25 protein-coding genes are annotated in these 24,016 nt (G+C 41.3%); 6 read left to right on the forward strand and 19 right to left on the reverse strand.

Annotation, left to right across the window (positions count from 1 at the left end; translation table 11 throughout):
- The first annotated feature begins 194 nt into the window (after window positions 1-194).
- Window positions 195-1,565, forward strand: a complete 1,371-nt coding sequence (locus tag NCI00_RS11585) for a sigma-54-dependent transcriptional regulator (RefSeq protein ID WP_253527644.1) — start codon at window positions 195-197, stop codon at window positions 1,563-1,565.
- A complete protein-coding gene (locus NCI00_RS11590; RefSeq protein WP_253527647.1) occupies window positions 1,562-2,890 on the forward strand; it encodes a sensor histidine kinase in 1,329 nt (442 codons plus the stop codon). Before NCI00_RS11585 ends, NCI00_RS11590 begins: the two co-directional genes overlap by 4 nt.
- Window positions 2,891-2,907: 17 nt before the next feature.
- Here the strand turns inward: NCI00_RS11590 and NCI00_RS11595 are convergent, their stop codons facing one another.
- From NCI00_RS11595 to clpX, 5 genes are all read right to left on the reverse strand, one after another.
- Window positions 2,908-3,222: a DUF952 domain-containing protein gene (locus NCI00_RS11595; protein ID WP_253527649.1), complete on the reverse strand. Its 315-nt coding sequence runs from the start codon at window positions 3,220-3,222 to the stop codon at window positions 2,908-2,910.
- Window positions 3,222-4,295 carry a TerC/Alx family metal homeostasis membrane protein gene (locus tag NCI00_RS11600; RefSeq protein ID WP_253527650.1) on the reverse strand — a complete coding sequence of 358 codons (1,074 nt, stop codon included), beginning with the start codon at window positions 4,293-4,295 and terminating at the stop codon, window positions 3,222-3,224. Before NCI00_RS11600 ends, NCI00_RS11595 begins: the two co-directional genes overlap by 1 nt.
- 97 nt (window positions 4,296-4,392) lie before the next feature.
- Entirely contained in the window at window positions 4,393-4,920 is a 528-nt protein-coding gene (locus NCI00_RS11605; RefSeq protein ID WP_253527651.1) for a hypothetical protein, read from the reverse strand.
- Window positions 4,921-5,076: 156 nt separating this feature from the next.
- A complete protein-coding gene (locus tag NCI00_RS11610) occupies window positions 5,077-5,793 on the reverse strand; it encodes an alpha/beta fold hydrolase (protein ID WP_253527652.1) in 717 nt (238 codons plus the stop codon).
- Window positions 5,794-5,886: 93 nt separating this feature from the next.
- Complete coding sequence (clpX, locus tag NCI00_RS11615) at window positions 5,887-7,125, reverse strand: ATP-dependent Clp protease ATP-binding subunit ClpX (RefSeq protein ID WP_114068411.1); 1,239 nt, start codon at window positions 7,123-7,125, stop codon at window positions 5,887-5,889.
- A 298-nt stretch (window positions 7,126-7,423) separates the two neighbouring features.
- Between clpX and NCI00_RS11620 the strand changes: the two genes are divergently transcribed.
- A complete protein-coding gene (locus NCI00_RS11620) occupies window positions 7,424-8,116 on the forward strand; it encodes a hypothetical protein (RefSeq protein ID WP_253527653.1) in 693 nt (230 codons plus the stop codon).
- 14 nt (window positions 8,117-8,130) lie between these two features.
- Here NCI00_RS11620 and NCI00_RS11625 read toward each other — a convergent pair whose 3' ends face one another.
- From NCI00_RS11625 to NCI00_RS11670, 10 genes are all read right to left on the reverse strand, one after another.
- Entirely contained in the window at window positions 8,131-9,417 is a 1,287-nt protein-coding gene (locus NCI00_RS11625; protein WP_253527654.1) for an HlyD family secretion protein, read from the reverse strand.
- A 2-nt stretch (window positions 9,418-9,419) separates the two neighbouring features.
- Window positions 9,420-11,702: a peptidase domain-containing ABC transporter gene (locus NCI00_RS11630; RefSeq protein WP_253527656.1), complete on the reverse strand. Its 2,283-nt coding sequence runs from the start codon at window positions 11,700-11,702 to the stop codon at window positions 9,420-9,422.
- Window positions 11,699-12,736 carry a grasp-with-spasm system SPASM domain peptide maturase gene (gene gwsS, locus NCI00_RS11635; protein WP_253527658.1) on the reverse strand — a complete coding sequence of 346 codons (1,038 nt, stop codon included), beginning with the start codon at window positions 12,734-12,736 and terminating at the stop codon, window positions 11,699-11,701. Before gwsS ends, NCI00_RS11630 begins: the two co-directional genes overlap by 4 nt.
- Entirely contained in the window at window positions 12,726-12,935 is a 210-nt protein-coding gene (locus NCI00_RS11640) for a hypothetical protein (protein WP_253527661.1), read from the reverse strand. Before NCI00_RS11640 ends, gwsS begins: the two co-directional genes overlap by 11 nt.
- On the reverse strand, window positions 12,928-13,929 hold the full coding sequence (gene gwsG, locus NCI00_RS11645; RefSeq protein WP_253527664.1) for a grasp-with-spasm system ATP-grasp peptide maturase: 1,002 nt from the start codon (window positions 13,927-13,929) through the stop codon (window positions 12,928-12,930). Before gwsG ends, NCI00_RS11640 begins: the two co-directional genes overlap by 8 nt.
- Before the next feature lie 78 nt (window positions 13,930-14,007).
- The gene (locus NCI00_RS11650; RefSeq protein WP_253527667.1) at window positions 14,008-14,202 is read right to left on the reverse strand and encodes a hypothetical protein; all 195 of its coding nucleotides are present in this window, start codon (window positions 14,200-14,202) and stop codon (window positions 14,008-14,010) included.
- Between the two features lie 65 nt (window positions 14,203-14,267).
- A complete protein-coding gene (locus tag NCI00_RS11655; protein WP_253527669.1) occupies window positions 14,268-14,462 on the reverse strand; it encodes a hypothetical protein in 195 nt (64 codons plus the stop codon).
- A gap of 59 nt (window positions 14,463-14,521) precedes the next feature.
- Window positions 14,522-15,490, reverse strand: coding sequence for a DUF6624 domain-containing protein (locus tag NCI00_RS11660; RefSeq protein WP_253527671.1), 969 nt, complete (start codon window positions 15,488-15,490; stop codon window positions 14,522-14,524).
- A gap of 4 nt (window positions 15,491-15,494) precedes the next feature.
- Entirely contained in the window at window positions 15,495-15,965 is a 471-nt protein-coding gene (locus NCI00_RS11665; protein ID WP_253527673.1) for a cysteine peptidase family C39 domain-containing protein, read from the reverse strand.
- A gap of 49 nt (window positions 15,966-16,014) precedes the next feature.
- Window positions 16,015-17,352, reverse strand: a complete 1,338-nt coding sequence (locus NCI00_RS11670; RefSeq protein ID WP_253527675.1) for a glycosyltransferase — start codon at window positions 17,350-17,352, stop codon at window positions 16,015-16,017.
- 586 nt (window positions 17,353-17,938) lie between these two features.
- Here NCI00_RS11670 and NCI00_RS11675 point away from each other — a divergent pair.
- Window positions 17,939-18,325, forward strand: a complete 387-nt coding sequence (locus NCI00_RS11675; protein ID WP_253527677.1) for a helix-turn-helix transcriptional regulator — start codon at window positions 17,939-17,941, stop codon at window positions 18,323-18,325.
- Between the two features lie 197 nt (window positions 18,326-18,522).
- Here the strand turns inward: NCI00_RS11675 and NCI00_RS11680 are convergent, their stop codons facing one another.
- The 4 genes from NCI00_RS11680 to glgB all read right to left on the reverse strand — a co-directional run bounded on the left by NCI00_RS11680 (window position 18,523) and on the right by glgB (window position 22,204).
- Window positions 18,523-19,125, reverse strand: coding sequence for a superoxide dismutase (locus NCI00_RS11680; RefSeq protein WP_253527679.1), 603 nt, complete (start codon window positions 19,123-19,125; stop codon window positions 18,523-18,525).
- 58 nt (window positions 19,126-19,183) lie between these two features.
- Window positions 19,184-19,630 carry a nucleoside deaminase gene (locus NCI00_RS11685; protein ID WP_253527681.1) on the reverse strand — a complete coding sequence of 149 codons (447 nt, stop codon included), beginning with the start codon at window positions 19,628-19,630 and terminating at the stop codon, window positions 19,184-19,186.
- 110 nt (window positions 19,631-19,740) lie between these two features.
- Complete coding sequence (locus tag NCI00_RS11690; protein ID WP_114461692.1) at window positions 19,741-19,983, reverse strand: acyl carrier protein; 243 nt, start codon at window positions 19,981-19,983, stop codon at window positions 19,741-19,743.
- 187 nt (window positions 19,984-20,170) lie between these two features.
- The gene (gene glgB, locus NCI00_RS11695) at window positions 20,171-22,204 is read right to left on the reverse strand and encodes a 1,4-alpha-glucan branching protein GlgB (RefSeq protein WP_253527684.1); all 2,034 of its coding nucleotides are present in this window, start codon (window positions 22,202-22,204) and stop codon (window positions 20,171-20,173) included.
- Window positions 22,205-22,343: 139 nt separating this feature from the next.
- Here glgB and pnuC point away from each other — a divergent pair, with 139 nt between their 5' ends.
- Both pnuC and NCI00_RS11705 read left to right on the forward strand, forming a co-directional pair.
- Entirely contained in the window at window positions 22,344-23,003 is a 660-nt protein-coding gene (gene pnuC, locus NCI00_RS11700) for a nicotinamide riboside transporter PnuC (RefSeq protein ID WP_253527686.1), read from the forward strand.
- A complete protein-coding gene (locus tag NCI00_RS11705; protein WP_253527688.1) occupies window positions 23,000-23,971 on the forward strand; it encodes an AAA family ATPase in 972 nt (323 codons plus the stop codon). Before pnuC ends, NCI00_RS11705 begins: the two co-directional genes overlap by 4 nt.
- The last annotated feature ends 45 nt before the right edge of the window (window positions 23,972-24,016 follow it).

Below are 24,016 nucleotides of genomic sequence, written 5' to 3' on the forward strand. Positions count from 1 at the left end.
TGTGAATTTTAAAATTGTCCGAAAACGGACATGGGTTGTACGCCATTGGACAAGAATAAAAAGTGTACTTTATCTTAATGGTTGATAATGAGGTATTTTGTATTTTGGCACTCTTATTGGGTAAATTTATACATACCGTCAAAAGAGTTGTATTTTACCAAAATTACCAATTAGCTCATTTACAAATATTTCAAATGCTCACCGCCAAAGTATTAATTGTTGACGATGATGTCGACGTTTTGAGTGCTGCCAAATTGCTCCTCAAACGGCATTTCAGTCAAGTGGATATTGAAAAAAATCCCCAGCGTATTCCCTTCTTAGTCACCAACGGCAATTACGACGCTATTTTGTTGGATATGAACTTCACCCGTGACGTTATCAGCGGCAAAGAAGGTTTTGATTGGTTGGACCGTATTTTAGACATTGACCCGCTGGCGGTTGTGGTCCTTTTTACTGCGTTTGGTGACGTAGAAATGGCCGTGCGGGCCATGAAAGCGGGGGCCATGGACTTTGTTTTGAAACCATGGGAAAACGATAAGCTGCTGGCTACTATGCAGGCGGCGGTGCGCAAAAGGGAGGAAAATAAAGCCAAAGTGGGCGGTAGTCCAGTGGCGTCGGCCAATAAACCGACGTCTGGGAAGCCGATGTCGCAGCCAACTTTTGTGGCTTCCAGCGCCATTATGCAGCAGCTGTATGCCACTGCCGAGCGTGTTGCGGTGACGGATGCGACGGTACTGGTGTTGGGAGAAAACGGAACTGGAAAAAGCGACTTGGCCCAACTTATTCACCAAAAATCCAATCGCGCCGATAAACCTTTCGTTATCGTAGATTTAGGGGCAATTCCCGAAAGTTTGTTTGAAAGTGAGCTATTTGGTCACGTCAAAGGGGCTTTTACCGATGCCAAAGAAGACCGCGCGGGGCGGTTTGAAGAGGCCCACGGAGGAACGTTGTTCTTAGATGAAATCGGCAATTTATCCCTGCCCATGCAGGCCAAACTCCTGACCGTGTTGCAAAACCGAACGGTAACGCGGGTGGGTTCCAACAAAACCAAACAAATAGACGTCCGGATCATTTGTGCCACCAATCAACCCATCGGCCAAATGGTGGCTGACCGGACTTTTCGTCAGGATTTGCTTTACCGCATCAATACCATTGAGTTGCGTATTCCGCCATTGCGGGAGCGTCCTGAAGACATTGTGCCGTTGACGGAGCTTTTCCTCAAACAGTACCGTCATCAATACAAACGCGTGGTGACGGCCCTAAGTGCGGCTCTGATTAAGCAATTGCAACGTTATCATTGGCCGGGCAACGTGCGCGAACTCCGCAGTGCGGTGGAGCGAGCCGTTATTTTGACCCAACAAAACACGTTGCAACCCGAAGATTTTTTCCAGAATGCGTTTACCGAAACCTCACAGTTTACCGAAACTTACCAGTTGGAAGAAATGGAAAAACAGTTGATTGTAAAAGCAATGAAAAAATACAACGGCAACATCACCGAAGTGGCCAAGGAGTTGGGTCTTTCGCGGCAGGCATTGTACCGTAGAATGGAAAAATACGGGCTATGAAACACTTCTCAATCGGCATTTTGTGGAGGGTGTTTTGGCTGACGCTTAGTTTGGGAGGGTTGTTTTACTTTGTTCCTGATGAGCAGTGGATATTGTCGGCATTGATGGCGTTTATGAGTGCCATTGCGGTATTTCAGTTGTATTATTATGCCACAAGTACAAACCGGAAACTGGCGCGCTTTTTTGAGTCCGTTCGGTATTCAGATTTTGCCGTAAAGTTTCGCTCAGATGATAAAATGGGTGAAAGTTTTCGAGAAATCAATCAGCAGTTCAATGAAGTTTTGGAGGCATTTCGTGTGGCCCGGGCCGAAAAAGAAGCCAATCTTCAGTACTTGAATACCATCGTTCAGCACATCAGTACGGGCCTGATTAGCTTTGGCAGCGATGGCCGGGTGGAGCTGGTCAACAGCGCCGCACTCAAGATGTTGGGAATTTATCGGCTGCGTCAGCTGGAAGATTTACAGGAACCGCACCCGCAGCTTTTTACGTTGATAGCCACGCTTCGTACGGGTGTACGCCAACTTTATCAGACCTCCGACGATGAGTCTTTGTCGGTGCAGGCTACGCAGATTCAGCTGAGAGGTAAGGTGTTACGGATTTTGGTTTTGCAAAATATTCAGTCAGAATTGCAACAGAAGGAGATTGAAGCTTGGCAAAATCTAACGCGGGTGTTGCGTCACGAAATCATGAATTCGCTCACACCGATACTGTCGCTGGTAGGAACGATGAAGGAAATTGTGCAACTCGACATCGCGCCCGTTGCGCCCGACAATGAAGGGGTGCAGGACTTGACGGAGGCGCTGCAAACGCTGGAAAAACGCAGCGCAGGAATCATCCAGTTTGTGAATGCCTACCGTGATTTTACTACCTTACCAAAACCTACCTTTGTAGAAATACCCGCCCGTGAGCTACTCAGCGGGGTGCTGCAATTGTTTCAAAAAAGTTTGCAGGAAGCATTTATCAAAACTACCTTAACGATTGTGCCTGAGAGCCTTGTCATCACGGCCGATGTTGACCAAATCGAACAGGTGTTGATTAATCTCATCAAAAATGCTATCGAAGCTTTACAGGGACATGCTAATGCGCTGTTGACGATACGTGCCTATTCTGACATGAATCAGCGCGTGTACATTGAGGTGGCCGACAACGGCCTTGGCATTGAGCCAGAAGCCTTGGAGCGGATTTTTATTCCTTTTTATACCACCAAAAAAACGGGCTCAGGTATTGGTCTCAGCCTTTCTCGTCAAATTATGCAACAGCACGGCGGTCAGCTCAGTGTGACCTCGGAAGTAGGTAAAGGTACCACGTTTGTGATTGTTTTGTAGAGACGCATACGGCATCTCTACAAAATATTTCCGTCTTTTTTGAGCCAACCTATCTCTACAATAGCCTCAGAATTAATGGGGCCATACACGTGCGGAAAGAGTTCGGTGCCGTTGGGTGCGGGTTCGTACAACAGCGGCGAAGTAAGCTTGTTCTCGTCAATGTGCATCAAAAACAGGTTGTCTACTCCGCTGTAATATCTTTCCAAGACCCCCGCTATTTGGGTTTGCGTGCTGCAATGAATGAATGTTTCGGCATCCAGCGTCTCGCTTTTGTAGGCGGGGGCATACTCAAATTGTGCCCAATATTCTGGCGTAACAATGTGATAAATCATCAGCTTGGAGAAGTAACAGGTTCTTCTTTTTTGGGGAATAACAGGGAAGCGATAACGGCAACGGCCAAAATTCCCACAATGATATAAAGTGAATAAACGGTCTTAAAGCCCCATTCTTCCAGTGGATGATGCCCCAACATTTTGAGTCCAATGAAAGAAAGCAAAATTCCCAAACCGGGTTTGAGGTAATGGAATTTGTCCATGATGCTCGATAAAAAGAAGAACATCGAACGCAGCCCCATGATGGCAAACACATTGGAGAAAAAGACAATGTAAGGGTCTTTGGTGATGGAGAAAATGGCGGGGATGGAATCAACCGCAAAAATCAAATCCGTAAAAGCAATCACAATAACGACCACAAAAATGGGCGTAATGTACCATTTGTTGTAACGTCGGTGGAAGATGAAAAAATGGTCAACAACGTTACGGTTATATACGTTAAAATACTTAGAAGCAAATTTTACAGCGATGTGCTCACTCGGATTGATTTCTTCGTCTTCTTCCTTCTGAAAGAGGATTTTGGCACCAGTATATACCAAAAATGCTCCGAAGATATAGATAATCCATTCAAACTTTTGTAAGAGTGCCGCGCCGACAAATATAAATACGAAGCGAAGCACTACCGCCCCCGAAATTCCCCAAATCAATACCTTTTTGTAAAACTTTTCGTGAACACCGAAAGAACTGAAAATCAAGATAAATACAAAAATATTGTCGGCAGAAAGGGAGTATTCAACCAAATAACCCGTGATGTACTCAAGGGCCATGTTGTTCTGAAAAATCTGTAAACTGGCCTCAAAATCGCCTGGAACAAGTACTAGATGGTTGGCATATTTGCTTACAATCTCCTGTAAATGACCCATATCGGAGACATCGTGAATAAGGTAGCCGAAGTTTTTGATGAAGAAATAAAATCCAACGGACAGTACCACCCAAACGGCACTCCAGATACCCGCTTCTTTAAAACTGACAATGTGGCTTTTTTGCTTAGTAAATACACCGAGGTCGATGAGCATGACGAAAATGACAAATACCGTAAATGCTCCAAAAAATAGAAGTTCGTTAGAAATCATCGCTTACGCGTGGGTTAATTAGTGAAATCGTTCTTGGCTAATAAGCCTCAAACAGCTATCAAAGTTCCGCAGATTCTTTCACATTGACAAACGGTTTCTATCGGGCCCAAGCGGGCGTAGGCGTGGTTTCGTCAAACAGCTCATCAATATAGTACTGCCGGCGGGCGCGTTTGTCGCAGTCATTGCCGTTGTCGATGGGGTACAAACAGATAGAATAAACTTCGGTATTGTCAGGGTTCATCAGGCTAGCGTAGGTGCCGTCGGCGAATGCTTTGGAGGTATGCAGGCGCGCCAAATAGCAGTGGGCGAGTTCATGAAAAACCAACCCTTCGCGGGTTTGGGTAGTGGCTTCTTTCCAGCAAAATTCCTGAATACCAAGGACAATGTGCTTTTGACGGGTTTGTGGACCTTTACACATTCCGCAGATATAGTTGGCGTCGGGTTGGGCAAATTCAACAATAAGGTTATCTATTTTCAACTCCAATCCGCGTAGTTTAGCTTCTTTGACAAACGCTTGCACGTAAGGTTCAACTTCGGGTGGGACACGGTATTCAGGGTCGGCTTCTTTTTTACAACTTCCGAAACAAATCGTCAGAAACAAAAACAAAAGGGTGTGCTTTGCCATCGTTTTATTTATTAAAGCAGGAATCAACTTTGATTTTACTTTATTCTAAAAGCAGATGGGGTGCTGATTATAAGTGTTTTACCTTAAAACATCAGCGTCATCTATGCGCAGTTGGTCGTAATTTAAAAGGCAGACGACGCTGATGCTGGCTTATTTCTAAAGCGTTTCCATAAACTCCCTGATGGCTTCCGCCGAAGCTTTTGGGTCTTCGACCATTCCCATGTGGCCTGCTTCTTTAAGGACCAAAGTGTGGGTGTTGGGAGAAAGTTTAGACAACTCAATGTTCTTTTCAAACGAAATCAGCTTATCTTCTTCCCCAAAAACAAACAAAACTGGAAGGTTGGAATCCCGAAGTATCGACGTACGGTCGGGGCGAGTCATGATGGCCTTAAATCCCGCAATAACGGCTTCTGTTGGCAATTGAGCGTATTTCTCTACGTGATTTTTGATGACTTCTGGATGGTTTTTAGCATACGCCTCGGCGTACATGTTGGGCCCCGACTGGCGGATAAAAGCGGCCGCTCCGTGGGTTTTCATAAAGGTCAACGTTTTTTTTCGCTGTTCGGTTTTGGCTTCATCGTCGGCATAGGCGGTGGAATGAAACAAGCCAAATCCCTGAAGAAGCTGTGGGTATTTTTCGGCAAATGCCAAAGTGAGGTAGCCGCCCATTGAGTGCCCAATAAGCACACATTTTTTTATGCCTATTTCTTCCAACCAAGCTTGCAGCCCATCGGCATATTCTTCAATACTTTTAAATTTGGTCTCGGTCGAGAAATCAGGAGTCAGTACTTGATATTCTTGAAGCAGTGGCTTTATGTCTTCCCAAATGGAGGCATCAACGCCGTGGCCGTGAATCAAAACGAGTGTTTTCATGCTGTGTTGGAGTGGTTATGTAACGGTAAAAAAAACAATGGCCCAACAGGAGAATTTCTGCGGGCCATTGTCAAAGATACTCAATAATTAGATTTATGCCACTGATTTCAGGACATATAATGAGGAGCGTTCAAATTTCTCGCGGGCATAATCCAGCGTGAGCGTAAACTCCGTCACGTCTTTCATGGATGGTAAATCAAACATGGCGTCGGTCATGATGGCTTCGCAAATGGAGCGTAAACCCCGCGCGCCTAGTTTGTAAGACAACGCCTGCTCCACGATGTATTCGAGTACATCATCATCAAAGGTCAATTTGATGCCTTCCATGGTAAACAATTTCTGGTATTGTTTGGCCAATGCATTCTTGGGCTCGGTCAAGATTTGGCGCAACGCATCTCCGTCCAAAGGATTGAGGTAAGTCAATGCTGGCAAACGCCCGATGAGCTCAGGAATCAAACCAAATGATTTCAAATCCTGCGCGGCTACATAGCGCAGTAGGTTGCCTTTGTCGAAAATCTCGCCCAAACGACGGTCATTGGTAAAACCAATCGGACGTGAGTTGATGCGCTTAGCAATGTGTCGGTCAATGCCGTCAAACGCGCCGCCGCAGATGAAAAGAATGTTTTCGGTATTGATTGGAATGAGCTTTTGGTCGGGGTGCTTGCGTCCGCCTTGCGGGGGAACGTTTACGACCGAGCCTTCCAAAAGTTTTAGAAGTGCTTGCTGTACCCCTTCGCCGCTCACGTCGCGGGTGATGGAGGGATTATCGCTTTTTCGGGCAATTTTATCAATTTCATCAATGAACACGATGCCTCGCTCGGCGGCTTCGGCGTTGTAGTCGGCTGCCTGAAGCAAGCGTGTCAGAATGGTTTCCACGTCTTCTCCCACGTAGCCAGCTTCGGTCACCACGGTTGCATCGGCAATGCAAAACGGTACTTGTAGCATCTTGGCAATGGTCCGCGCGAGGTAGGTTTTTCCCGTTCCGGTTTCGCCTACCATGATGATGTTGGTTTTCTCGATATGCACCTCATCGTTCGATTTTGGCTGCATGAGGCGTTTGTAGTGGTTGTAAACCGCCACCGAAAGCGTCTTTTTGGCTTCGTCCTGACCAATGACGTATTGGTCGAGGTAGCGCTTCATTTCGAGCGGTTTGATGAGATTAAACTTGGGGGTGGATGGTTTTTCCTTTTTCTTTTTAGGATACAATTCTTCCTGAACTACGCCGTAGCCTTGCTCAATGCAAAAATTACAAATATGGGCATCAATACCCGAGAGCAGTAGCTGGACCTCATTTTTCCGTCTGCCACAAAAAGAACAATTTATTGCTGCCATGAAAGGAGTCAAAATGACCTAATGTTTAAAATTTACGTTGCAAAGTTAAGTTTTAACAATAACAAACCCCAATTAGTTTATCTAACGGACTACGCAGGCTGGGCGGAGTTTGTTGCGCGGGTGTTTTTCTTCTCTGTTGACAATGAGCATTTTCGAAGCGTTATGATTTTTTTTGTGGGATAAGAATACAATTTATGAAAAATGGGCAAGGCATAAAAAAGAAAAGTTTTACCTTCCTTTGTCCGTTACTTTAAAATCCAATTTCAAAGCGTTGATAGAATTCCTGATCTAAACCTCTATGAACAATAACTCCTTTTTTGTCCTTACCCTGCTCGCCCTGACCGCCTGCCAAGGCACTACCGACCAAAGAGCTAACGCCCCTGACAGCGCCGCAACGGTCGCAGTTGGTCAGCCAGAAGGCTCACCCGACAATTTTTACTGTATTCCTGGGGTTCAGGCGGGCAATGTAAAAGCCAACAGCAGCGAAACTAGCCTCATTGCGCTGCTGGGAGCGGAAAATGTGGTTCGGGATTCGGTCTACATCGGAGAGGGTTATTACGAAAAAGGAACGACGCTGTTTAAAGGTACGCCCGACGAAGCCCAGCTCTTATGGAAAGATACCGTCAACTACGCCAATCCTAGGAATGTGATGATTCGTTCGGCTGAAGGCAAACCCAATCAGTGGTTGGTAGACAGCGGCGTCAGGATGGGAATGACCCTGAAAGAAGTGGAAAAGATAAACAGAAAGCCGTTCAAAATTGCGGGCTTTGGGTGGGACTACGGCGGCTTTGTGACCGACTGGCAGCGCGGAAAACTCGCTGGTAAAAATGAAGTGGAGAATCTCGTAATTCGATTTTACTACAACATCGAAGATGATAAACTCGGCACTATTGCCGACAAAGTACAGGGCGAAGGACCGTTTTTATCCTCCCATCCAGCCATGCAGCAACTGAATCCGAAAGTAGTGGAGATTACGATTGGGTTTGATTGAGAAACGAAGCTTCTTTATCGTTTCAGTATTCGCCGAAAATCGTAGAAAAGCCGTTCAATCAGCCGTAAATCTTCGGTTATGATTTCTCCGGTGGCGTTCATGCCATTGCGAAAGGGAAGCCTGCGTTTGGACGAGGTAACAAGTCCTTGCGGGAAAGTAACTTTGAGTAAATAAAGGCTGTCTTGGGGTAGTTCAGAAATGGCCGTTATTTCACCTCGAACTGATCCAAATTCCTGAAAAGGATAGCCCGGTAGTTTTACAATGACTTCCTGACCTCGCTGTACTTTCCCAAAATTGTACTGTCCCAAATACATTTCACCGTGGAAACCCGAATTTTGGGGCAATACATAAAACAGTTCCTGCCCTGTTTTTACAGTTTGCCCCTCCTGCAAGGGAGCTAAAAAGGCGACTTTCCCACTTACGGGGGCAATCACTACAAACCGTTGTTTCCAGGCTTCAATGTCGCTTTTGAGGGTGTTGATAGCTTGAAAAAGGCTGTTTTTCTGCTCAATACGCGTTTTTTCTAACTCCAATAGTTCCTGTCGTTTTTGGTTTTGCGCCATTCCGTTATTGTTGAAGGCTGTTTGAGCTTGATCAACCACCTGTTTTTTGGCAATAAAAATACTTTGGGAACGACGCACCTCTACATCAGCCACCACTTTCTCCTTCTGTAAACTCCGATTCATTCGAAGATCGGCTTCTGCCAGCTCTAAGTCGCTTTTGTGGTTGATAATTTGCGTATGAAGGTTGTCTTCAAGGAGTTTAAGTTGGGCTAGGTCGTTTTGTAAAGCGGCTTGTTTTTGGTCAAAAGCACCTCCTTTCAGCAATGATTTGGAACGGATATAAATATCCTGAAACGTTTGAAATGATTTTTGTAATTCTCCCAATTGGAAATAGAAAGGAATCTGCCATTGATATAGGTTAGCCAAATCGTCGCGCTGAATGCATTTTACTAAAGAATCTGCCATTACTGCTGCCGCCAATGCTTCGTCTGGATTGGCGGTACTTTCCAAATAAGCTAAGGGCTGTGCTTTTTGGACTTGATCTCCCTCTTTTGTAAATAGTTTTACCAATTTTCCGTCAGATTTGGCGTTGGCTGATTTAGGAAAATCATCTCCTACAATGCGTATAGAGCCTCTGACCAAATCAGGGTATTTTACAAACCAGCCCACAAAGATTAACATCAGAAATACAAAGAAAAACACGGTAATGCCCCAACGTACCAACCAACGGGGCGGCTGACTCAAAATCTCATCCACTTCACTGCTGCGCAGATGAATCGTTTCGTTATGATTTGGCATGATTAATTTCCTAATTCCAACTGATTCTTAACCAATTCGTAATATTTGCCTTGCTGCCTTGTGAGTTCAAAATGTGTTCCTGTTTCTACAATTTCTCCCTTTTCCATTACCACAATCTGATCGGCGTTTTTGACGGTACTTAATCGGTGGGCTACGACTACCACCGTTCTTCTGCCCGCTGAACCACTCTTAAAAAACTCTTCTAAGTTTTCCATAATAACGCGCTCATTATTAGCGTCAAGAGCGTTGGTGGCTTCGTCAAAAAACAAAAAATCAGGGTCTTTATACACCGCTCGGGCTATCAGCAGGCGCTGTCGTTGCCCTTGGCTGATGCCATTGCCTTCGGTGCCTATCTTGGTATTGTAGCCCAAAGGCAGTGCTTCAATAAACTCCTGAATATTAGCCACTTTTACGGCATGAAGGAGTTTCTGAAGATTGGGCACTTCGTCGCCTACGGCAATATTGTTGGCGATAGTATCCGAAAAAATAAAACCGTCCTGCAATACGGTACCGCATTGGCTGCGCCACTGGCGATGGGGAATAGTGTTTAACCCTGTCCCCTGCCTCTCCATGCGACAGTCTGGGCTTGTGAAGGAGGAAAGCCGAATTTCTCCTTTCTGAACTGGATAAAATCGAAGCAATAACTTCAAAAGCGTCGTTTTGCCGCTGCCGCTTGTTCCTACAATCGCCGTAATTTTCCCTGCGGGAATATGCAGATTGATATTTTTCAACACAGGCTCATTCCCCGCGCCGGGGTAGGTGAAGGACAAATTCTGTACAAACAGCCCCCTAGCCCCCAAAGGGGGAACAATATCTATTCCCCCTTTGGGGGCTAGGGACGGTACGCCGCGCAGATTACTCTCATCCTCCATCTCATGTATTTCATTCAATCGCTCTAAGCTTATCTTGGCGTCCTGCCAGTGCTGCACAAATTGAATCAATTGCTCTACGGGGCTGTTCATCTGACCTACAATGTATTGCAAAGCCATCATTGCCCCCAAAGTAAGCTGCCCGTTGACCACCGCCGTAGCGGCCAAAAAAGTAATGACGATATTTTTACCTTCATTCAGAAACATCGCTCCTGCCTGCTGATACTGCCCAATTTCCAGCCCTTTCATGCTGAGTTTGAATTGGCGCACCTGTAAGTTTTCCCATTGCCAGCGTTTGAGGTGCTCGGCATTGTTCATTTTAATTTCCTGTATGCCCGTAATCAACTGAATCAAACTGCTTTGGTTTTGGGAGGCCAACGCAAAGCGTTTGTGGTCCAGTTGCCGACGATAGCGCAGAAAAAACACAATCCAACCCGTGTATAAGGCACTGAACAAGGCAAATACCCCAAAAATAGTGAGATGATAGGTAGCCAAAACAACGCCTAATACCAACAGATTGATCATGGAGAAAAGGGTGTTGAGCGACGTACCCGTCAAAAAACTCTCTATACGGCTATGGTCGCCGATGCGTTGGAGAATATCGCCCGTGAGTTTGGTATCAAAAAATGAGATAGGAAGCCGCAAGAGTTTGGCCAGAAAATCAGATAAAATGCTGAGGTTAATACGCGTGCTGATGTGCAGCAATATCCACGACCTGATGAAATCCACCGACATTCGCCCTACAAACAGCATGAGTTGGGCTACTAAGACCAGATAAATAAAATGCAGATTGTGGGTTTGAATGCCCGTATCTACCACCGATTGCGTCAAAAAAGGCAATACTAACTGTAAAACACTGCCTACCAACAGCCCCAAACCCAACTGCAGCCACAAATTTCGATACCGCCATACATAGCTATAAAGATACGAGAAGCCCATCTTACTGCTTTCCCCACCAAGAGAAAGGGTATCTTTATCTTCAAAGAATTTTGGCGTAGGTTCTAAAAGCAGAGCAATTCCTGCCCTTTCTCCCTCCTCTACGGTTGTGGCCCAAGCAGATTCAAATTCGGTGGCAGTGTATTTTAGTAAGCCTTTGGCGGGGTCAGCAACGTAAATTTGATTTTTTTTGATACGATACACCACCACGAAATGCACTTGATTCCAATGCACTATGCAGGGAAGCGGAGCATCGGCCGCCATTTTTTTTAGGGGTGCTTTTACGGCTAACGTGCGAAACCCCATTTGCTCAGCAGCTTGTGCAATTCCCAACAGATTGACGCCGTCTTTGCCGATCTCTGACTGCTGCCGCAAGGCTTGGATACTGTGATTTACCCCATAATGCTTCGCTACCATGCGCAGGCATGTGGGTCCACAGTCCATGGCATCGTGTTGTTTGTAAAAGGGGAATTTACTCATTGACCGTGCAACGGGTTGTTGGTAGGATTGGCTTCGCCCCAGGTAGCCGTATAGGGGTCATAGCTACACTTAGCGGGTTTGGAGTAGATGTTGTTGGGGTCTTGGATATACGCTCGACAATCGGTGCAAATGTGCCGAAACTCGCAATCTTTACAGACCTCTATTTGGTCTTTATGAATGTACCATAGGTCTTTGAAGCCTTCTTTTTCAATGGCTTCGCGTAGGGTGGTATCGCGAATGTTACCATAGCTTTTCGTCATCGAAGGGCAGTTCTTGATATTGCCTTCGGCATCTATCGAAATCTTGCGATTTAGGCAAGTGTTAAAACGAATACTTTCTGTAAAATGTGTTATATTAACAACAAAATGATTATAACTCACAAAACCACAAAAAGAGTGGTTGATAATTTTAGTATTAATATATAGTATCGGAGTTTTGCAATGTCGTGCTTTCCTTTTCTTGTTGTATTTGTTTGAGTGTACTATTATTATTGATAACCGTGGATTAATTAGACATAATTTTTCAATATCTCGAATAGATTGGCTTTGACTATTCTTTATTAGAAGTTGAATGTCGTGGATACGACTAAGGTCAAATACTTCTAACGTTTTTTGAATACTTTCTAATGGTACTACGTCAAAAAATCTAAACTGAATAGCTAAACAGCCCAATATTTCTAATTCTTTAGCAATATTAACAATGTCGTGATTAGATTGTAGGTTAAAGTCAATTATTGCATTAGTGATTGTAAAGGGCATTTTCCAAACCATATCTATATCTGGAAACTGATTTGGATTGTCGCATAAAAAACCGTACTCTTTCTTTAATAAAAAATCATAATACTCGTCTATTTGCTTGTCATATTTGTTTTCAAAATATTTTTTTATAAAATTTATATCTTTGTCTTTACAATCTATCAGTAATTCATATAGCTTATTTGGTATAAAGCTAAAAGTCCTTCTTTGTAAATCACAAATTGTACTTCGTAAAGCTCCTTTTACAGGAACACAGCATGCAAATAATTTAAAAATCATACTTATCTATTACACGGGTAATATGTTTATAAAAATTAAAACAAAGCACCTCTCTTGAATTATAAAACAAAGATTCTGTAAGCCCAATAACTCTATTTTCTGAATCAATTTCTTCAAAATTAATTTCTTTAATTTTAGATAAATTAAGAGATTCATGAAGGTTTATTTTTTCAAGAATGTTGAACAAATCCTTATCCATTATTTGCTGTTAATTTAAGTAAATAGTTAGCAATTTTTTCTTCCAAAAAATAATTACAAGGGTACGAGACCATGCCAAATTGACCCACTGGATTTACTTCTAAAAATACATAATTACCATGAATGGTTTTTATTAAATCGAAAGACCCAGAATTCAATCCAATTTTTTTACTAAATATTAATAGCAATTTCTCAATGTAACTGGGTAATAGATATGGGACGTTTCTATTAGGTATTTCTTCATCGTATTCTCTAAAATCTATTTTTGTTTTATCACTATTTTGAGAAAATATTGCCATTGAATAAAATTTTTCTTCTAACATGAACACGCGAATTTCATATTTTTTCTCAATGTATTCTTGGAAAAGTGTAGGTACGAAAAAATCAGGTATGTTTTCAATATCTGACTCATTTATTAAAGAAGTGTATAAGCCATATGTCTTTTTCTTGTTGTAAAAGAACTGGGTATCGCCTATAGTTTTTGTTATTATTTTCTCTGCTTTCTTTTTAAATTTTATTAACTCACTTTTACTTGTAGTTACAATAGTTCTAGGTGTATTTAATCCAACGCCCGCAGCTTTAGATAATAAATCTAATTTCTTTAAATTTATTACATTTATACTATTTAGCCACTTTGATTTTTTGAAACTTGAAAAAAATATTTTTTGATAATCTTCAATTTGGTCTTCTACAAACTGGCCAATTTGGTACTCTAAAGAATCAGTTTTGTAATGTTCATTTAAAACTGCTGGGCGACTCCATTTTCTAAACCAAAATACAGCCTCTTTATTGTTTTTTAAGAGTTTAATTCCATAGGAAGAGTTTTTCTCTGATAAGTAAATCTTTTTTTTGCCATTTCTTAATAAAGTAAACGTTGTTTCTTTATTAAGAAAATCCTCTATGTTTATCCGGTAAAAACTCGCTCCTTTTACATACAACCAACTAATTACTTCATTAACTGTTTGGTCTGAATGATGTGTTAAAATGATAATCATTGATGGGAGAATCTTAGAAAAAATAAATGAGTAAATGGTGAAGTTTTAGGTAAATCCAAAACTTCACCATTTACTCATTTAAGCTATATTGGTTTTTTTCTTTTTAGCTGGATCCTGCGTTGTATATCCATCATCAATCGTACATTTACATTTTGTATTGTACGTTGGCATTGGAGTATGAGTAGTATCTCCGCCACGAATTTGTTTGAGGATAGAATGGCTTAGAGGCTCAAACAATTTACAGTCTAATGATTCAAACTCTGTTTTTTTCATTGTTATAGAGGTTGGAAAGTTTTATTAAGCTATACAAATGAACACGCTATTATATTAGCAATAATCTATGCTATAGGTTTTTTCTTCTTTTTAGTAGAATCTTCCCTGCTAGTAGCATCAGTTGTAGAACATTGACAATTAACATTGTAAGTTGGCATAGAACTTGTCGTTTGGTCCCCACCACGGATTTGTTTGAGAATAGAATGGTTTAAAGGCTCAAACAATTTACAGTCTAATCTTTCAAATTCTGTTTTTTTCATTGTTACAAAGTAATTTAGGTTTAAAAATAATACTGAAATTGTGAATATTAAAAAAGTTTTTATTTAATTTTTTTTTGATTTTTAATATAAGCTTCACTATCCCAAATTATATTCCAATGTTTTACATATTCTGCAATTGGGCCTAATCCTACTTCTTCTCGCCTTTTATCTACATTCATAGCATCACATAAAGAAGGGATATAATATGTCTGAGTTTTGGAATCATATTCTATTTGAGTTCCATAGATTTGACACTTCTCTTGTTGTAAAGCTATTCTATCCTCAAGCAAAGCCAATGCGCTATTTTCGGCTTTCCCTTTTTTAACAGCCTCTTTCAAAATGGGTAAGTACTTTATTTGAGTTGATAAGTCAGCATGTTGAATTACTAAAAATAAAGTTGTACTACCTTTTTCTTTTATTATATCTGGGCCAAGCCAACCATATTTATCTAAAATATTTTGCACCTTTAGAAGATTGATAGAGTCTTTTAGTTCTATAATTCTAAAAATTTCATTCATTTGATCAGAATCTGCCCCATACTTTTCTTTAATGCTTTTTATCTGTAGCCTATATTTTTGATCTTCTTCAAATATAGTATCTAAAGCAGCTATTAACATTCTATTGTAATTTTTTTCTTTTTCTTCTTTATTTTTATGAATGATAGCTAATAATTTACTCCACTGTTCATGCTTGTGTAAAGTTTCAAAATTTGGTTCGTTAATTATTTTTTCATATTCATCATACTTACCTTTAGTAGCTATTCTAAAAAGTTGATAAAAGGAGCTATCTGGCTCATTGATTAAAGCCCAAGAACATGCAGCTTTATACCTATCATCTACATATCCTAAACCGCCATTTTCTTGAAAAATTATCGAGTATTTTGTGGCAGCATTTCTGTAATCTTTTAAATTATAAAGCGAATCTGCTACCTTAGTTTTTGATTCATAATCCTCTCTTAGATTTTGGCAGTAAGTAATTTTTTCAATACCAATACCAATGATAAGAAAAAAAATAACATATATTTTCATGTTATTAAATGAGTTTTTTAAAAACAAATTTATTTTTTAGATTAATTGCAGTTTGAAAAATTTTTTTATAGTAACCGGCTTCTCCTAATTCATCATTTATGAAAATTATACAAATAATTCCGTGCCATTTTTTTAAGAAGTCATAAAACAACTCTGTGACACACTCTTTATTTATATAATAAGTTACAATTCCACCACTGATTTTTGTTATAACTATAAAGTAAGCCCCATCAAAATCTTCTATGTGAGCCAATAAAGGTAAGTCTAATTTAGTTATTGTATTAATGTTTATTTTGGTTGGTAAAATCTCTACATTAAACGTATTAAAAACATCCTTAAAACAAGCTAAAGTAGGAAAATCTGGATGATTTATAAGAACTTCTTTTAAAGTTTTATTACTAACCTTTACTTTGGAAAATTTTAAAGCATTTTTAATCGCAAAATATGCATTTTCTTCTGAACTACTGAAGCCCATATTTATGTATTGAAGGGTGATTTTATTTACTTTTTAATAGAATATTTTTCTACTGAAAAAAAGATTTTATTAACTCTCTATTTTTGTTTTCACTATAGCTTATATCAATTTGTTTCTTTAATTCTTTAATTTTTCGACTGTATTTATTGTTATTTAGTAATTCTTTTATCTTTTCAAGAATATCGTGTTCGTTATCAAAAATAAAGTCACCTCTTAATCCAATCTCATGGTAAAAAATTTTTAAACCATTACCACATTGGTCATAATTAAGGTCTAATGGGTAAGCAAGTAATGGAACACCATAAAATATACTTTCTTTAATAGACCCCATTCCTCCATGACAAATGTAAATAGATGCCCTCTTTAGAACTTGAAGTTGTGGTACACTATTATAAACATAAAAACCATTTATAGCTTTCTTTTTGATTCTGTTTTTTAGGTTCATGCTATTAGTAGATATAATAAATACCAAGTTTAATTCTTTTTTTACATATATCAATTTTTCAATAAAATTAAAAAGTTTATCTTCCGAGCCAGAATAGTAGGTTCCAAAACTACAATAAATGATAGGTTTTCTAAATTGTGTAATTTCTATCCAATCTTCATAATACTCAGCATCTAAATCATCATAAACACGCTTTTCGTTTATTGCTAAACCTAAATAATTTTGCCATGGCAATTTAATTTTTTCGGAAAATTCGAACTCAATTGGAAGAAGTAAAAATTCTGGAACGCCTATAAATCCTATAGTATACTCATTATTGTCGGCTATGATTTTTTCAGATAAACCATTGTCTTTTAATGTTTTTCTTGCAAAGAAAAATTGCAATAATAATAATAAAGTATTTCTTGGCTTCCTTATCAAATTTTTTAAGGAAATTTTGGTGCTTTTTAAAGGATTTCGGCTTACATCATAATATTTATTTAAAAAATCTGGTTCTGAAACAACAGGAAATCCATGTATTCTATATGTCGATGGCATAGGATTAAAGAAAAACAAATTTTTCTTTCCCAACCCATATAATAAAATATAATCTGTTGACGAGAACATATCAATAAATACTGCTTTTGGATTAAATTTTTTGTAAATTTCTTTCAATTCTCTCTGTCGGAACTTATCGACATCCTGATTGATTATTGATAATAAATGATTAAGTGTTCCCTTTTTTCCATTTTTATAAGCAAATGTTTTTTCCATCCCCAACAAGGGTCTATATCCACTGCTTAATATTACCTTATAATTATTTTTTTCTACCAAAGAAGCTAAATTTTCATCTGTAACTATATAGTATATATTAAATTCAATACTTAAGAGATTAGCTATGTAAAAAGAAGGTATAATATGGCTTTTTATAGGAGCTGATATGAATATTATATTGTCTTTCATTGCCACAAGATATAGTTTTCGAATACAGGGCTTTCTAATAAAAATCAACTATCTGCAAATCAGCATTTTAACATTATGCTTAAAATGTTTGCTTGTCATAAAAAAAACTAAATTATTTCCAAAATATAGGGTTTGACTATAAAAAATCTTAAAAAACTCGTGTTATCTGGAGAGGAGCAAACACTTTGTCATTTTTATGAGAAAGCCCTGTCTGATTGGAAGGTAACACAAATATAGGGGTCGCATCCTGCCCCAGTATTAATTGCTGCGCTACCATTAATCTTGCTAAGATTATTAATGTGACATCCTTCAAACTTTCCAAATTTACCTTCAGTTATTTTTTCCATTATTGGGTTTTCACCGAAAGGGTTTAAGTCTCGTACTATTGCGAGTGGCTGCTCTCGGATGCCTCAAAGATGAAGTTAATTTTTGCAGAAGTAGGTACGAAAATTTGACAAAAAATATCAAAAAAACGGTTTTTTATTGTAAAATACACCTACTACATTTGCTGTTTCTGCTGTTTCTGCTGTTTCTGCTGTTTCTGCTGTTTTTCAATAATTCTGTCGGTAAACTATTACAGTCATACATGAGTACAATCGGAACGAAACTGTGCCAACACCGTTTGGCAGCTAAACTTACCCAACAGGCAATAGCCGAGCGGCTCGGCGTCAAAACCAATACCTACGGCTCTTGGGAAGCTGACCATACGTCTCCTTCTGGCAGATACTTCCCTGAGTTAGCAATAATTTTTGGCGTAACCATCGACAAACTTTTCCCTGACAACAACGGAAATCTACCCGGCAAAACCAATGCTACGGCCCAAAAAATGGATGAGAATGAAGCCCTAAAGCTTGTTTTACAAAGGAAAGAGGAGGTAATAGCGGCCAAAGAGGAAATCATTACGGCTCAATTGGCTCAAATAGAAAAACTACAGGAAGAGTTGGAAAATTATAAAGCAGCGCAAGGCATATAGGGATAATTTTACCAATTTTTTTATCCCTTTTTCTTGAACGTATATAGGTAAGAGTTGTAAAAAAAATCCCTCATTTGTCTCCCTATCGGTATGTTTAAAAGTGAATATATACCACAATGAGTTAATCCTTCCCCCGAAAATAAATAACCCGAAAGCCTCTCAGCTTTCGGGTTAAAAAGAATTGAATTTCCTATTTCTTAGGCGCCTTTAAAAGTAGCTTCTGCTTTGTTCCAATCTACTACATTCCAGAATGCATCCACGTAGTCGGGGCGTTTGTTTTGGTACTTAAGGTAATAGGCATGTTCCCATACGTCAAGACCAATGATTGGCGTACCTTTTACGTCGGCGATGTCCATCAGTGGATTGTCTTGATTGGGAGTAGACGTAATGGCTACGCCGTCGGCGGTTTTGATCAGCCACGCCCAGCCCGAACCGAAACGACCCAAAGCGGCCTTTTTGAATTCGTCTTTGAAAGCATCGAATGAGCCAAACTTAGCATCGATAGCTGCTGCCAACTCACCTACTGGCGCACCTCCACCGTTGGGAGAAAGAATGTTCCAAAAGAAAGTATGATTCCAGTGACCGCCGCCGTTGTTGCGAACCGCTGGAGAAATGGCACCCGCATTGGCCACCAATTCTTCAATGCTCTTGCCTTCGTTGGGAGTGCCTGCAATGGCGTTGTTGAGGTTGGTCACGTAGGTATTATGGTGACGACCGTGGTGGATTTCCATGGTAGTTTGGTCAAAATGGGGCTCCAACGCATTTGAAGCGTAGGGCAGAGGGGCTAATGTAAAGGACATGACAGTTATAATTTAAGTTTTAACGTGTTACTCGACTGCAAAACACCGTGCCAGCGTTTTATGTTCGCAGCCTGAGAAAAAATTTCTTCAGGAGTTGGGTAATTTCTTGCTCCAATATGCCCCTTTTAACGGTTGTTTTGGGATGAAGGATGTTTTGAGTCAACAAAGAATAGCCTCGTTTGTCGTCGGAAGCCCCGTAGACAATGCGCCCAATTTGGGACCAATACAGCGCCCCTCCGCACATTACACACGGCTCCAAGGTGACATATAACGTGCAATCTTTGAGGTATTTGCTGCCCAGATAGTCGGCGGCGGCGGTGATGGCCAAAATTTCGGCGTGGGCCGTGACGTCGGTCAACTGCTCGGTTTGGTTGCGGGTTTTGGCGATGATGCGGTGTTGGCACACAATGACCGCCCCCACGGGAATTTCTCCCGCTTCGGCGGCCGCTTCGGCTTCATAGAGAGCGAGTTGCATGTAGTACTCGTCCGAAAAAAGAGGGTGCATATTTCCGACTTTAGGCATCGTCCGTTGAAATAAACCAAGGTATAAAAATAACAAAAGAGGATACAACTGTCGCAGTTATATCCTCTTGTTGGGTTCTGTGGTGAGTGGCTTTAGGCCGCGGCATACATCACGCTCTGCTCTTCTTCGAGATAAACCATCAACTTGTTTAAGGTGGATAATTTGTGATAATCTTCGTCGGGGATTCGCAGGCCGAATTCTTTCTCGAGTTTCATCATCAAATCTACCGTGTCCAAGCTATCAAAGCCCAAATCTTTTACAAAATGAACATTGTCGGTGACCGCTCGGCGTTCTACACCAAAGTCTTCTAAAATAGTTAAAATACGTTCTTTCATGGCATTGTATGTTAATGTTGATGTATTAATCTACATTTATCTTAACGCCAAAAAAGAGGCAAAAATTTCACAAAATAAGATGAAACCAATAACTATTTCAGAGGGTTTGTTTCAATGTTCTTTAAATCAATAAGATATAAAAAAAGATTTTTGTAAAAAAAACAGAACTAAACTGTTGAAATAGCGATTATTTTACACTTTTCTTTAAAATAATCCCAGCCAACGGCGGCAAAGTCAAGACCACTGATTGAGGCTGATTATGCCATTTTTCGGGTTGGGTTTCTATCACTTGAGTATTGCTCACGCCGCTACCGTAAAAAGAAGGGTCATCGCTGTTAAACACTTCTTCCCATCTTCCAACCGACGGAACGCCAATTCTGTAGCCCTGTTGCGGAACGGGGGTCATATTGAGCACCACCACAATGGTATCGCTCGGATTAAGCCCTTTGCGCGAATAAGCCACAATACAATTGTCGCGGTCTTGTGAATCAATCCACTCAAAGCCCTCGGGCGAAAAGTTATAGTCATGCAGGGCGGGCTGATTGCGCAGGGCCGAGTTGAGGGCTTTAACGCATTCCTGAATGCCTTTGTGAGGTGCTTGGTTGAGCAGGTGCCAATCCAACGATTGCTGAAAATTCCACTCACGGGCTTGGGCAAACTCCCCACCCATGAAGAGCAGTTTGGTGCCAGGGTGGGTGTACATATAGGTAAACAGCAACCTTAAATTTGCGAAACGTTGCCATTCATCGCCTGGCATTTTGCCAATCAGAGAACCTTTTCCATACACCACTTCATCGTGAGAGAGCGGCAACATAAAGTTTTCAGAAAAAGCGTATACCAAGCTGAACGTAATCTGGTCTTGGTGCCAACGACGGAACATCGGGTCTTTTTCGAAATACTTGAGGGTATCGTTCATCCAGCCCATCATCCATTTCATGCCAAATCCCAGTCCGCCTAGATAAGTAGGGCGCGACACACCTGGAAAAGCGGTGGATTCTTCCGCAATCGTTTGGGCATCGGGGAAATCTTTGAAAATGGCTTCGTTCATTTCTTTCATCAACGAAATCGCCTCCAAGTTTTCGCGTCCGCCAAACTCATTGGGAATCCATTCGCCGTGTTTGCGCGAATAGTCCAAATAGAGCATCGAAGCTACGGCGTCTACGCGCAGACCGTCGGTATGGTAGCGGTCCATCCAAAAAACGGCGTTGGAAATGAGGAACGACCGCACCTCGTTACGGCCATAATTAAAAATATAGCTTTTCCAGTCGGGGTGGTAGCCCTTGCGGGGGTCGGCGTGCTCGTATAAATGCGTACCGTCAAAGTTATATAATCCGTGGGCGTCGCCGGGAAAGTGCGATGGAACCCAGTCCATGTACACACCGATGTCTTCCAAGTGAAGCCGTTCAATGAGGTACATTAAGTCTTGCGGATTTCCCATCCGGGAAGCGCACGAGAAATACCCCGTGATTTGATAGCCCCAAGAAGGTGGATAGGGCGCTTCCATGATGGGCATCAACTCTACGTGGGTAAAGCCCATTTCTTTGACGTAGGGAACCAAACTATCGGCAATTTCGCGGTAATTCAAAAAACGCTCTGGGTTGTCGGGGTCGCGCATCCATGAAGCCAAATGCACTTCATACACTGAGATGGGAGAGGTCAATGAGTTGTGCTTGCGGCGGTTGCGCATCCATCCTTCATCCTGCCATTCGTACCAGGTGTCCCACACCACCGAGGCGGTTTTGGGAGCCACTTCGCACCAAAGGGCAAATGGGTCGGATTTTTCTAATTCCAAGCCATTATTCATTGACTTGATGAAGTATTTATAGACTTCACCGCGCCCGATGTTTGGCACAAAGCCTTCCCAAATACCCGAGCCGTCCCAACGAGAGCTGAGTGGATGACTGCCGCGCTCCCAGCCATTAAAATTTCCAATGACCGAAACGTAGTGAGCGTTGGGTGCCCAAACGGCAAAATAAGTACCGATGACTCCTTTGTACTCGGCTACGTGAGAGCCCAACTTTTCGTATAATTTAAAGTGCTTGCCAGATTTGAACAAATAAATATCAAATTCCGAAAAGCGCGAATAATTTTCAACAGCTTGCAACTGGACAGGGGCTTCGGCGATGGTGAGGTCTTCCACCGGTTCGGTTTTTTTACGGGTTTTCTTCGGAACGGGCGTTTCGGCTACAACTTCAGTTTTAGTTTTTGCTGATTTTGCCATAATATTGAGTTTAGGGATGGTTCATTATAGGTTGTATGGTGCAAAATAGATTTTTTCGAGCCAAAATTGCACTATAAGTACTAAAAAATCTTTTTCTTTTTCTTTAAGCCTCTTTTCCAAAACCGAGAACCACTTGAATATGAATTTTTTCGACATCAACTCCGTCCTTTTTGAGGCTTGGGGATACAAAATGAGCCACCTTGAGTTTTGGGCTACCGTTACGGGTGCAGTGGCCGTTTGGCTATCAGCGCGTGAAAATGTGTGGAGTTGGATTATTGGTTTGTTGAATGTGGTGCTGGCGTTTGCGCTTTTTTACCAAATTCAGCTTTACCCCGATATGTTTTTGCAGGTTTTTTTCTTTATCACTAATCTCATCGGCTGGTGGCAATGGAAATACCCCAAAGCCAATGAGGCCAACTTAAAAAATGAGTTAAAAATCAGTAAGTTAACCTTGCAACAATGGCTGGTGCTGGGCGTAGGTGGGCTGGTGTGTACGTTTGCGATGGGGAGTTTTGCTAAAAATCTACACGAATTTTTCCCCGTATTGTTTAGTCAACCCAGTGCCTTTCCTTACATGGACTCGTTCACGACGGTCATGAGTATCGTGGCGACGTTTATGTTGATTCGTAAAAAAATTGAGGCGTGGTACGTGTGGTTAGTGATTGATGCCATTGCTACTTACATGTATTACCTCAAAGAAGTGAAGCTGTACGCGCTGCTGTATTTTCTGTTTTGCTTCATTGCGGCGTTTGGGGCGTATCATTGGACCAAAGAATACCGCAGCTACGATAAACGATGAAAAAAGGGTTGGTTTTTGGGAAATTCATGCCTTTGCACAAAGGGCATTTGGCATTGATTGAGTTTGCGTTGTCGTACTGCGATAAAGTCATGGTTTCAATGAGTTTTACCCCCGACGACCCTATTTCTGCCGAAACACGCTTTGGGTGGCTACACCAAATCTTTGACCAAAATCCGCGTATTGAGCTATTTCGAGCACTAGACGATTTTCCCGATGAGGGGTTGCCTCTCACAGAAGCTACCAAAATGTGGGCGGATTTTATTCACCAAACTTTTCCTGATGTAGAGGGCGTTTTCTGCTCAGAAGCCTACGGAGTTCCTTTGGCCCGTCATTTGAATTGTCCTGTGGTGTTTTTTGATTTAGACCGCGTTCAAGTTCCTATTTCTGCCACGGTCATTCGCTCCAATCCGTATCAACATTGGGATTTTATACCGCAGCTGGTAAGGCCGTATTTTACGAAAAAAGTCTGCCTTTATGGCCCCGAAAGCGTTGGAAAAACAACGCTGGCGCAGCAGTTAGCAGAATGTTTTCAAACAACTTTTGCGCACGAAGTCGCTCGGGAGGTGCTCACCTCCAATGAGTTTGAAATAGAAAAAATCATCGAAATTGGCGAATTACAAACTGAGTTGGTCAAAAAAAAAATAGGAGAAGCCAATCAAGTGCTTTTCTGCGATACAGACTTGATTACGACGCAAATTTACTGCCAACAGTATTTTGGGTACGTGCCCGATGAGTTGAAAAAATGCGAAGCAGAGATTACGTACGACCTGTATTTGCTACTAAACATTGATACGCCTTGGGTACTCGATTCACTGCGCTACTTTGGTGATCGGCGGGCAGAAATGTTCAACCTTTTTAAGAATGAATTAGAAAAACGAGAGCTACCGTATGTGTTGATTGAAGGAAATTGGGAAGAACGCTTCACTGCCGCACGAAAAGAAGTGGAAAGGATGTTGCGGGGCAATTAACCATTTTGTGGGCTTACTTGGGGCTATAAAACTTTCTTTTGCTGA

It is taken from the genome of Runella salmonicolor (genome assembly GCF_024158025.1).
In the GTDB taxonomy this organism is placed as follows: Bacteria; Bacteroidota; Bacteroidia; order Cytophagales; family Spirosomataceae; genus Runella; species Runella salmonicolor.

What these genes read in the sequence shown, in the direction of transcription:
- NCI00_RS11585 (WP_253527644.1), top strand. Translation starts at nt 195, where the DNA reads ATGCTCACCGCCAAAGTATTAATTGTTGACGATGATGTCGACGTTTTG.
- NCI00_RS11590 (WP_253527647.1), top strand. Translation starts at nt 1,562, where the DNA reads ATGAAACACTTCTCAATCGGCATTTTGTGGAGGGTGTTTTGGCTGACG.
- NCI00_RS11595 (WP_253527649.1), bottom strand. Translation starts at nt 3,222, where the DNA reads ATGATTTATCACATTGTTACGCCAGAATATTGGGCACAATTTGAGTAT.
- NCI00_RS11600 (WP_253527650.1), bottom strand. Translation starts at nt 4,295, where the DNA reads ATGATTTCTAACGAACTTCTATTTTTTGGAGCATTTACGGTATTTGTC.
- NCI00_RS11605 (WP_253527651.1), bottom strand. Translation starts at nt 4,920, where the DNA reads ATGGCAAAGCACACCCTTTTGTTTTTGTTTCTGACGATTTGTTTCGGA.
- NCI00_RS11610 (WP_253527652.1), bottom strand. Translation starts at nt 5,793, where the DNA reads ATGAAAACACTCGTTTTGATTCACGGCCACGGCGTTGATGCCTCCATT.
- clpX (WP_114068411.1), bottom strand. Translation starts at nt 7,125, where the DNA reads ATGGCAGCAATAAATTGTTCTTTTTGTGGCAGACGGAAAAATGAGGTC.
- NCI00_RS11620 (WP_253527653.1), top strand. Translation starts at nt 7,424, where the DNA reads ATGAACAATAACTCCTTTTTTGTCCTTACCCTGCTCGCCCTGACCGCC.
- NCI00_RS11625 (WP_253527654.1), bottom strand. Translation starts at nt 9,417, where the DNA reads ATGCCAAATCATAACGAAACGATTCATCTGCGCAGCAGTGAAGTGGAT.
- NCI00_RS11630 (WP_253527656.1), bottom strand. Translation starts at nt 11,702, where the DNA reads ATGAGTAAATTCCCCTTTTACAAACAACACGATGCCATGGACTGTGGA.
- gwsS (WP_253527658.1), bottom strand. Translation starts at nt 12,736, where the DNA reads ATGATTTTTAAATTATTTGCATGCTGTGTTCCTGTAAAAGGAGCTTTA.
- NCI00_RS11640 (WP_253527661.1), bottom strand. Translation starts at nt 12,935, where the DNA reads ATGGATAAGGATTTGTTCAACATTCTTGAAAAAATAAACCTTCATGAA.
- gwsG (WP_253527664.1), bottom strand. Translation starts at nt 13,929, where the DNA reads ATGATTATCATTTTAACACATCATTCAGACCAAACAGTTAATGAAGTA.
- NCI00_RS11650 (WP_253527667.1), bottom strand. Translation starts at nt 14,202, where the DNA reads ATGAAAAAAACAGAGTTTGAATCATTAGACTGTAAATTGTTTGAGCCT.
- NCI00_RS11655 (WP_253527669.1), bottom strand. Translation starts at nt 14,462, where the DNA reads ATGAAAAAAACAGAATTTGAAAGATTAGACTGTAAATTGTTTGAGCCT.
- NCI00_RS11660 (WP_253527671.1), bottom strand. Translation starts at nt 15,490, where the DNA reads ATGAAAATATATGTTATTTTTTTTCTTATCATTGGTATTGGTATTGAA.
- NCI00_RS11665 (WP_253527673.1), bottom strand. Translation starts at nt 15,965, where the DNA reads ATGGGCTTCAGTAGTTCAGAAGAAAATGCATATTTTGCGATTAAAAAT.
- NCI00_RS11670 (WP_253527675.1), bottom strand. Translation starts at nt 17,352, where the DNA reads ATGAAAGACAATATAATATTCATATCAGCTCCTATAAAAAGCCATATT.
- NCI00_RS11675 (WP_253527677.1), top strand. Translation starts at nt 17,939, where the DNA reads ATGAGTACAATCGGAACGAAACTGTGCCAACACCGTTTGGCAGCTAAA.
- NCI00_RS11680 (WP_253527679.1), bottom strand. Translation starts at nt 19,125, where the DNA reads ATGTCCTTTACATTAGCCCCTCTGCCCTACGCTTCAAATGCGTTGGAG.
- NCI00_RS11685 (WP_253527681.1), bottom strand. Translation starts at nt 19,630, where the DNA reads ATGCACCCTCTTTTTTCGGACGAGTACTACATGCAACTCGCTCTCTAT.
- NCI00_RS11690 (WP_114461692.1), bottom strand. Translation starts at nt 19,983, where the DNA reads ATGAAAGAACGTATTTTAACTATTTTAGAAGACTTTGGTGTAGAACGC.
- glgB (WP_253527684.1), bottom strand. Translation starts at nt 22,204, where the DNA reads ATGGCAAAATCAGCAAAAACTAAAACTGAAGTTGTAGCCGAAACGCCC.
- pnuC (WP_253527686.1), top strand. Translation starts at nt 22,344, where the DNA reads ATGAATTTTTTCGACATCAACTCCGTCCTTTTTGAGGCTTGGGGATAC.
- NCI00_RS11705 (WP_253527688.1), top strand. Translation starts at nt 23,000, where the DNA reads ATGAAAAAAGGGTTGGTTTTTGGGAAATTCATGCCTTTGCACAAAGGG.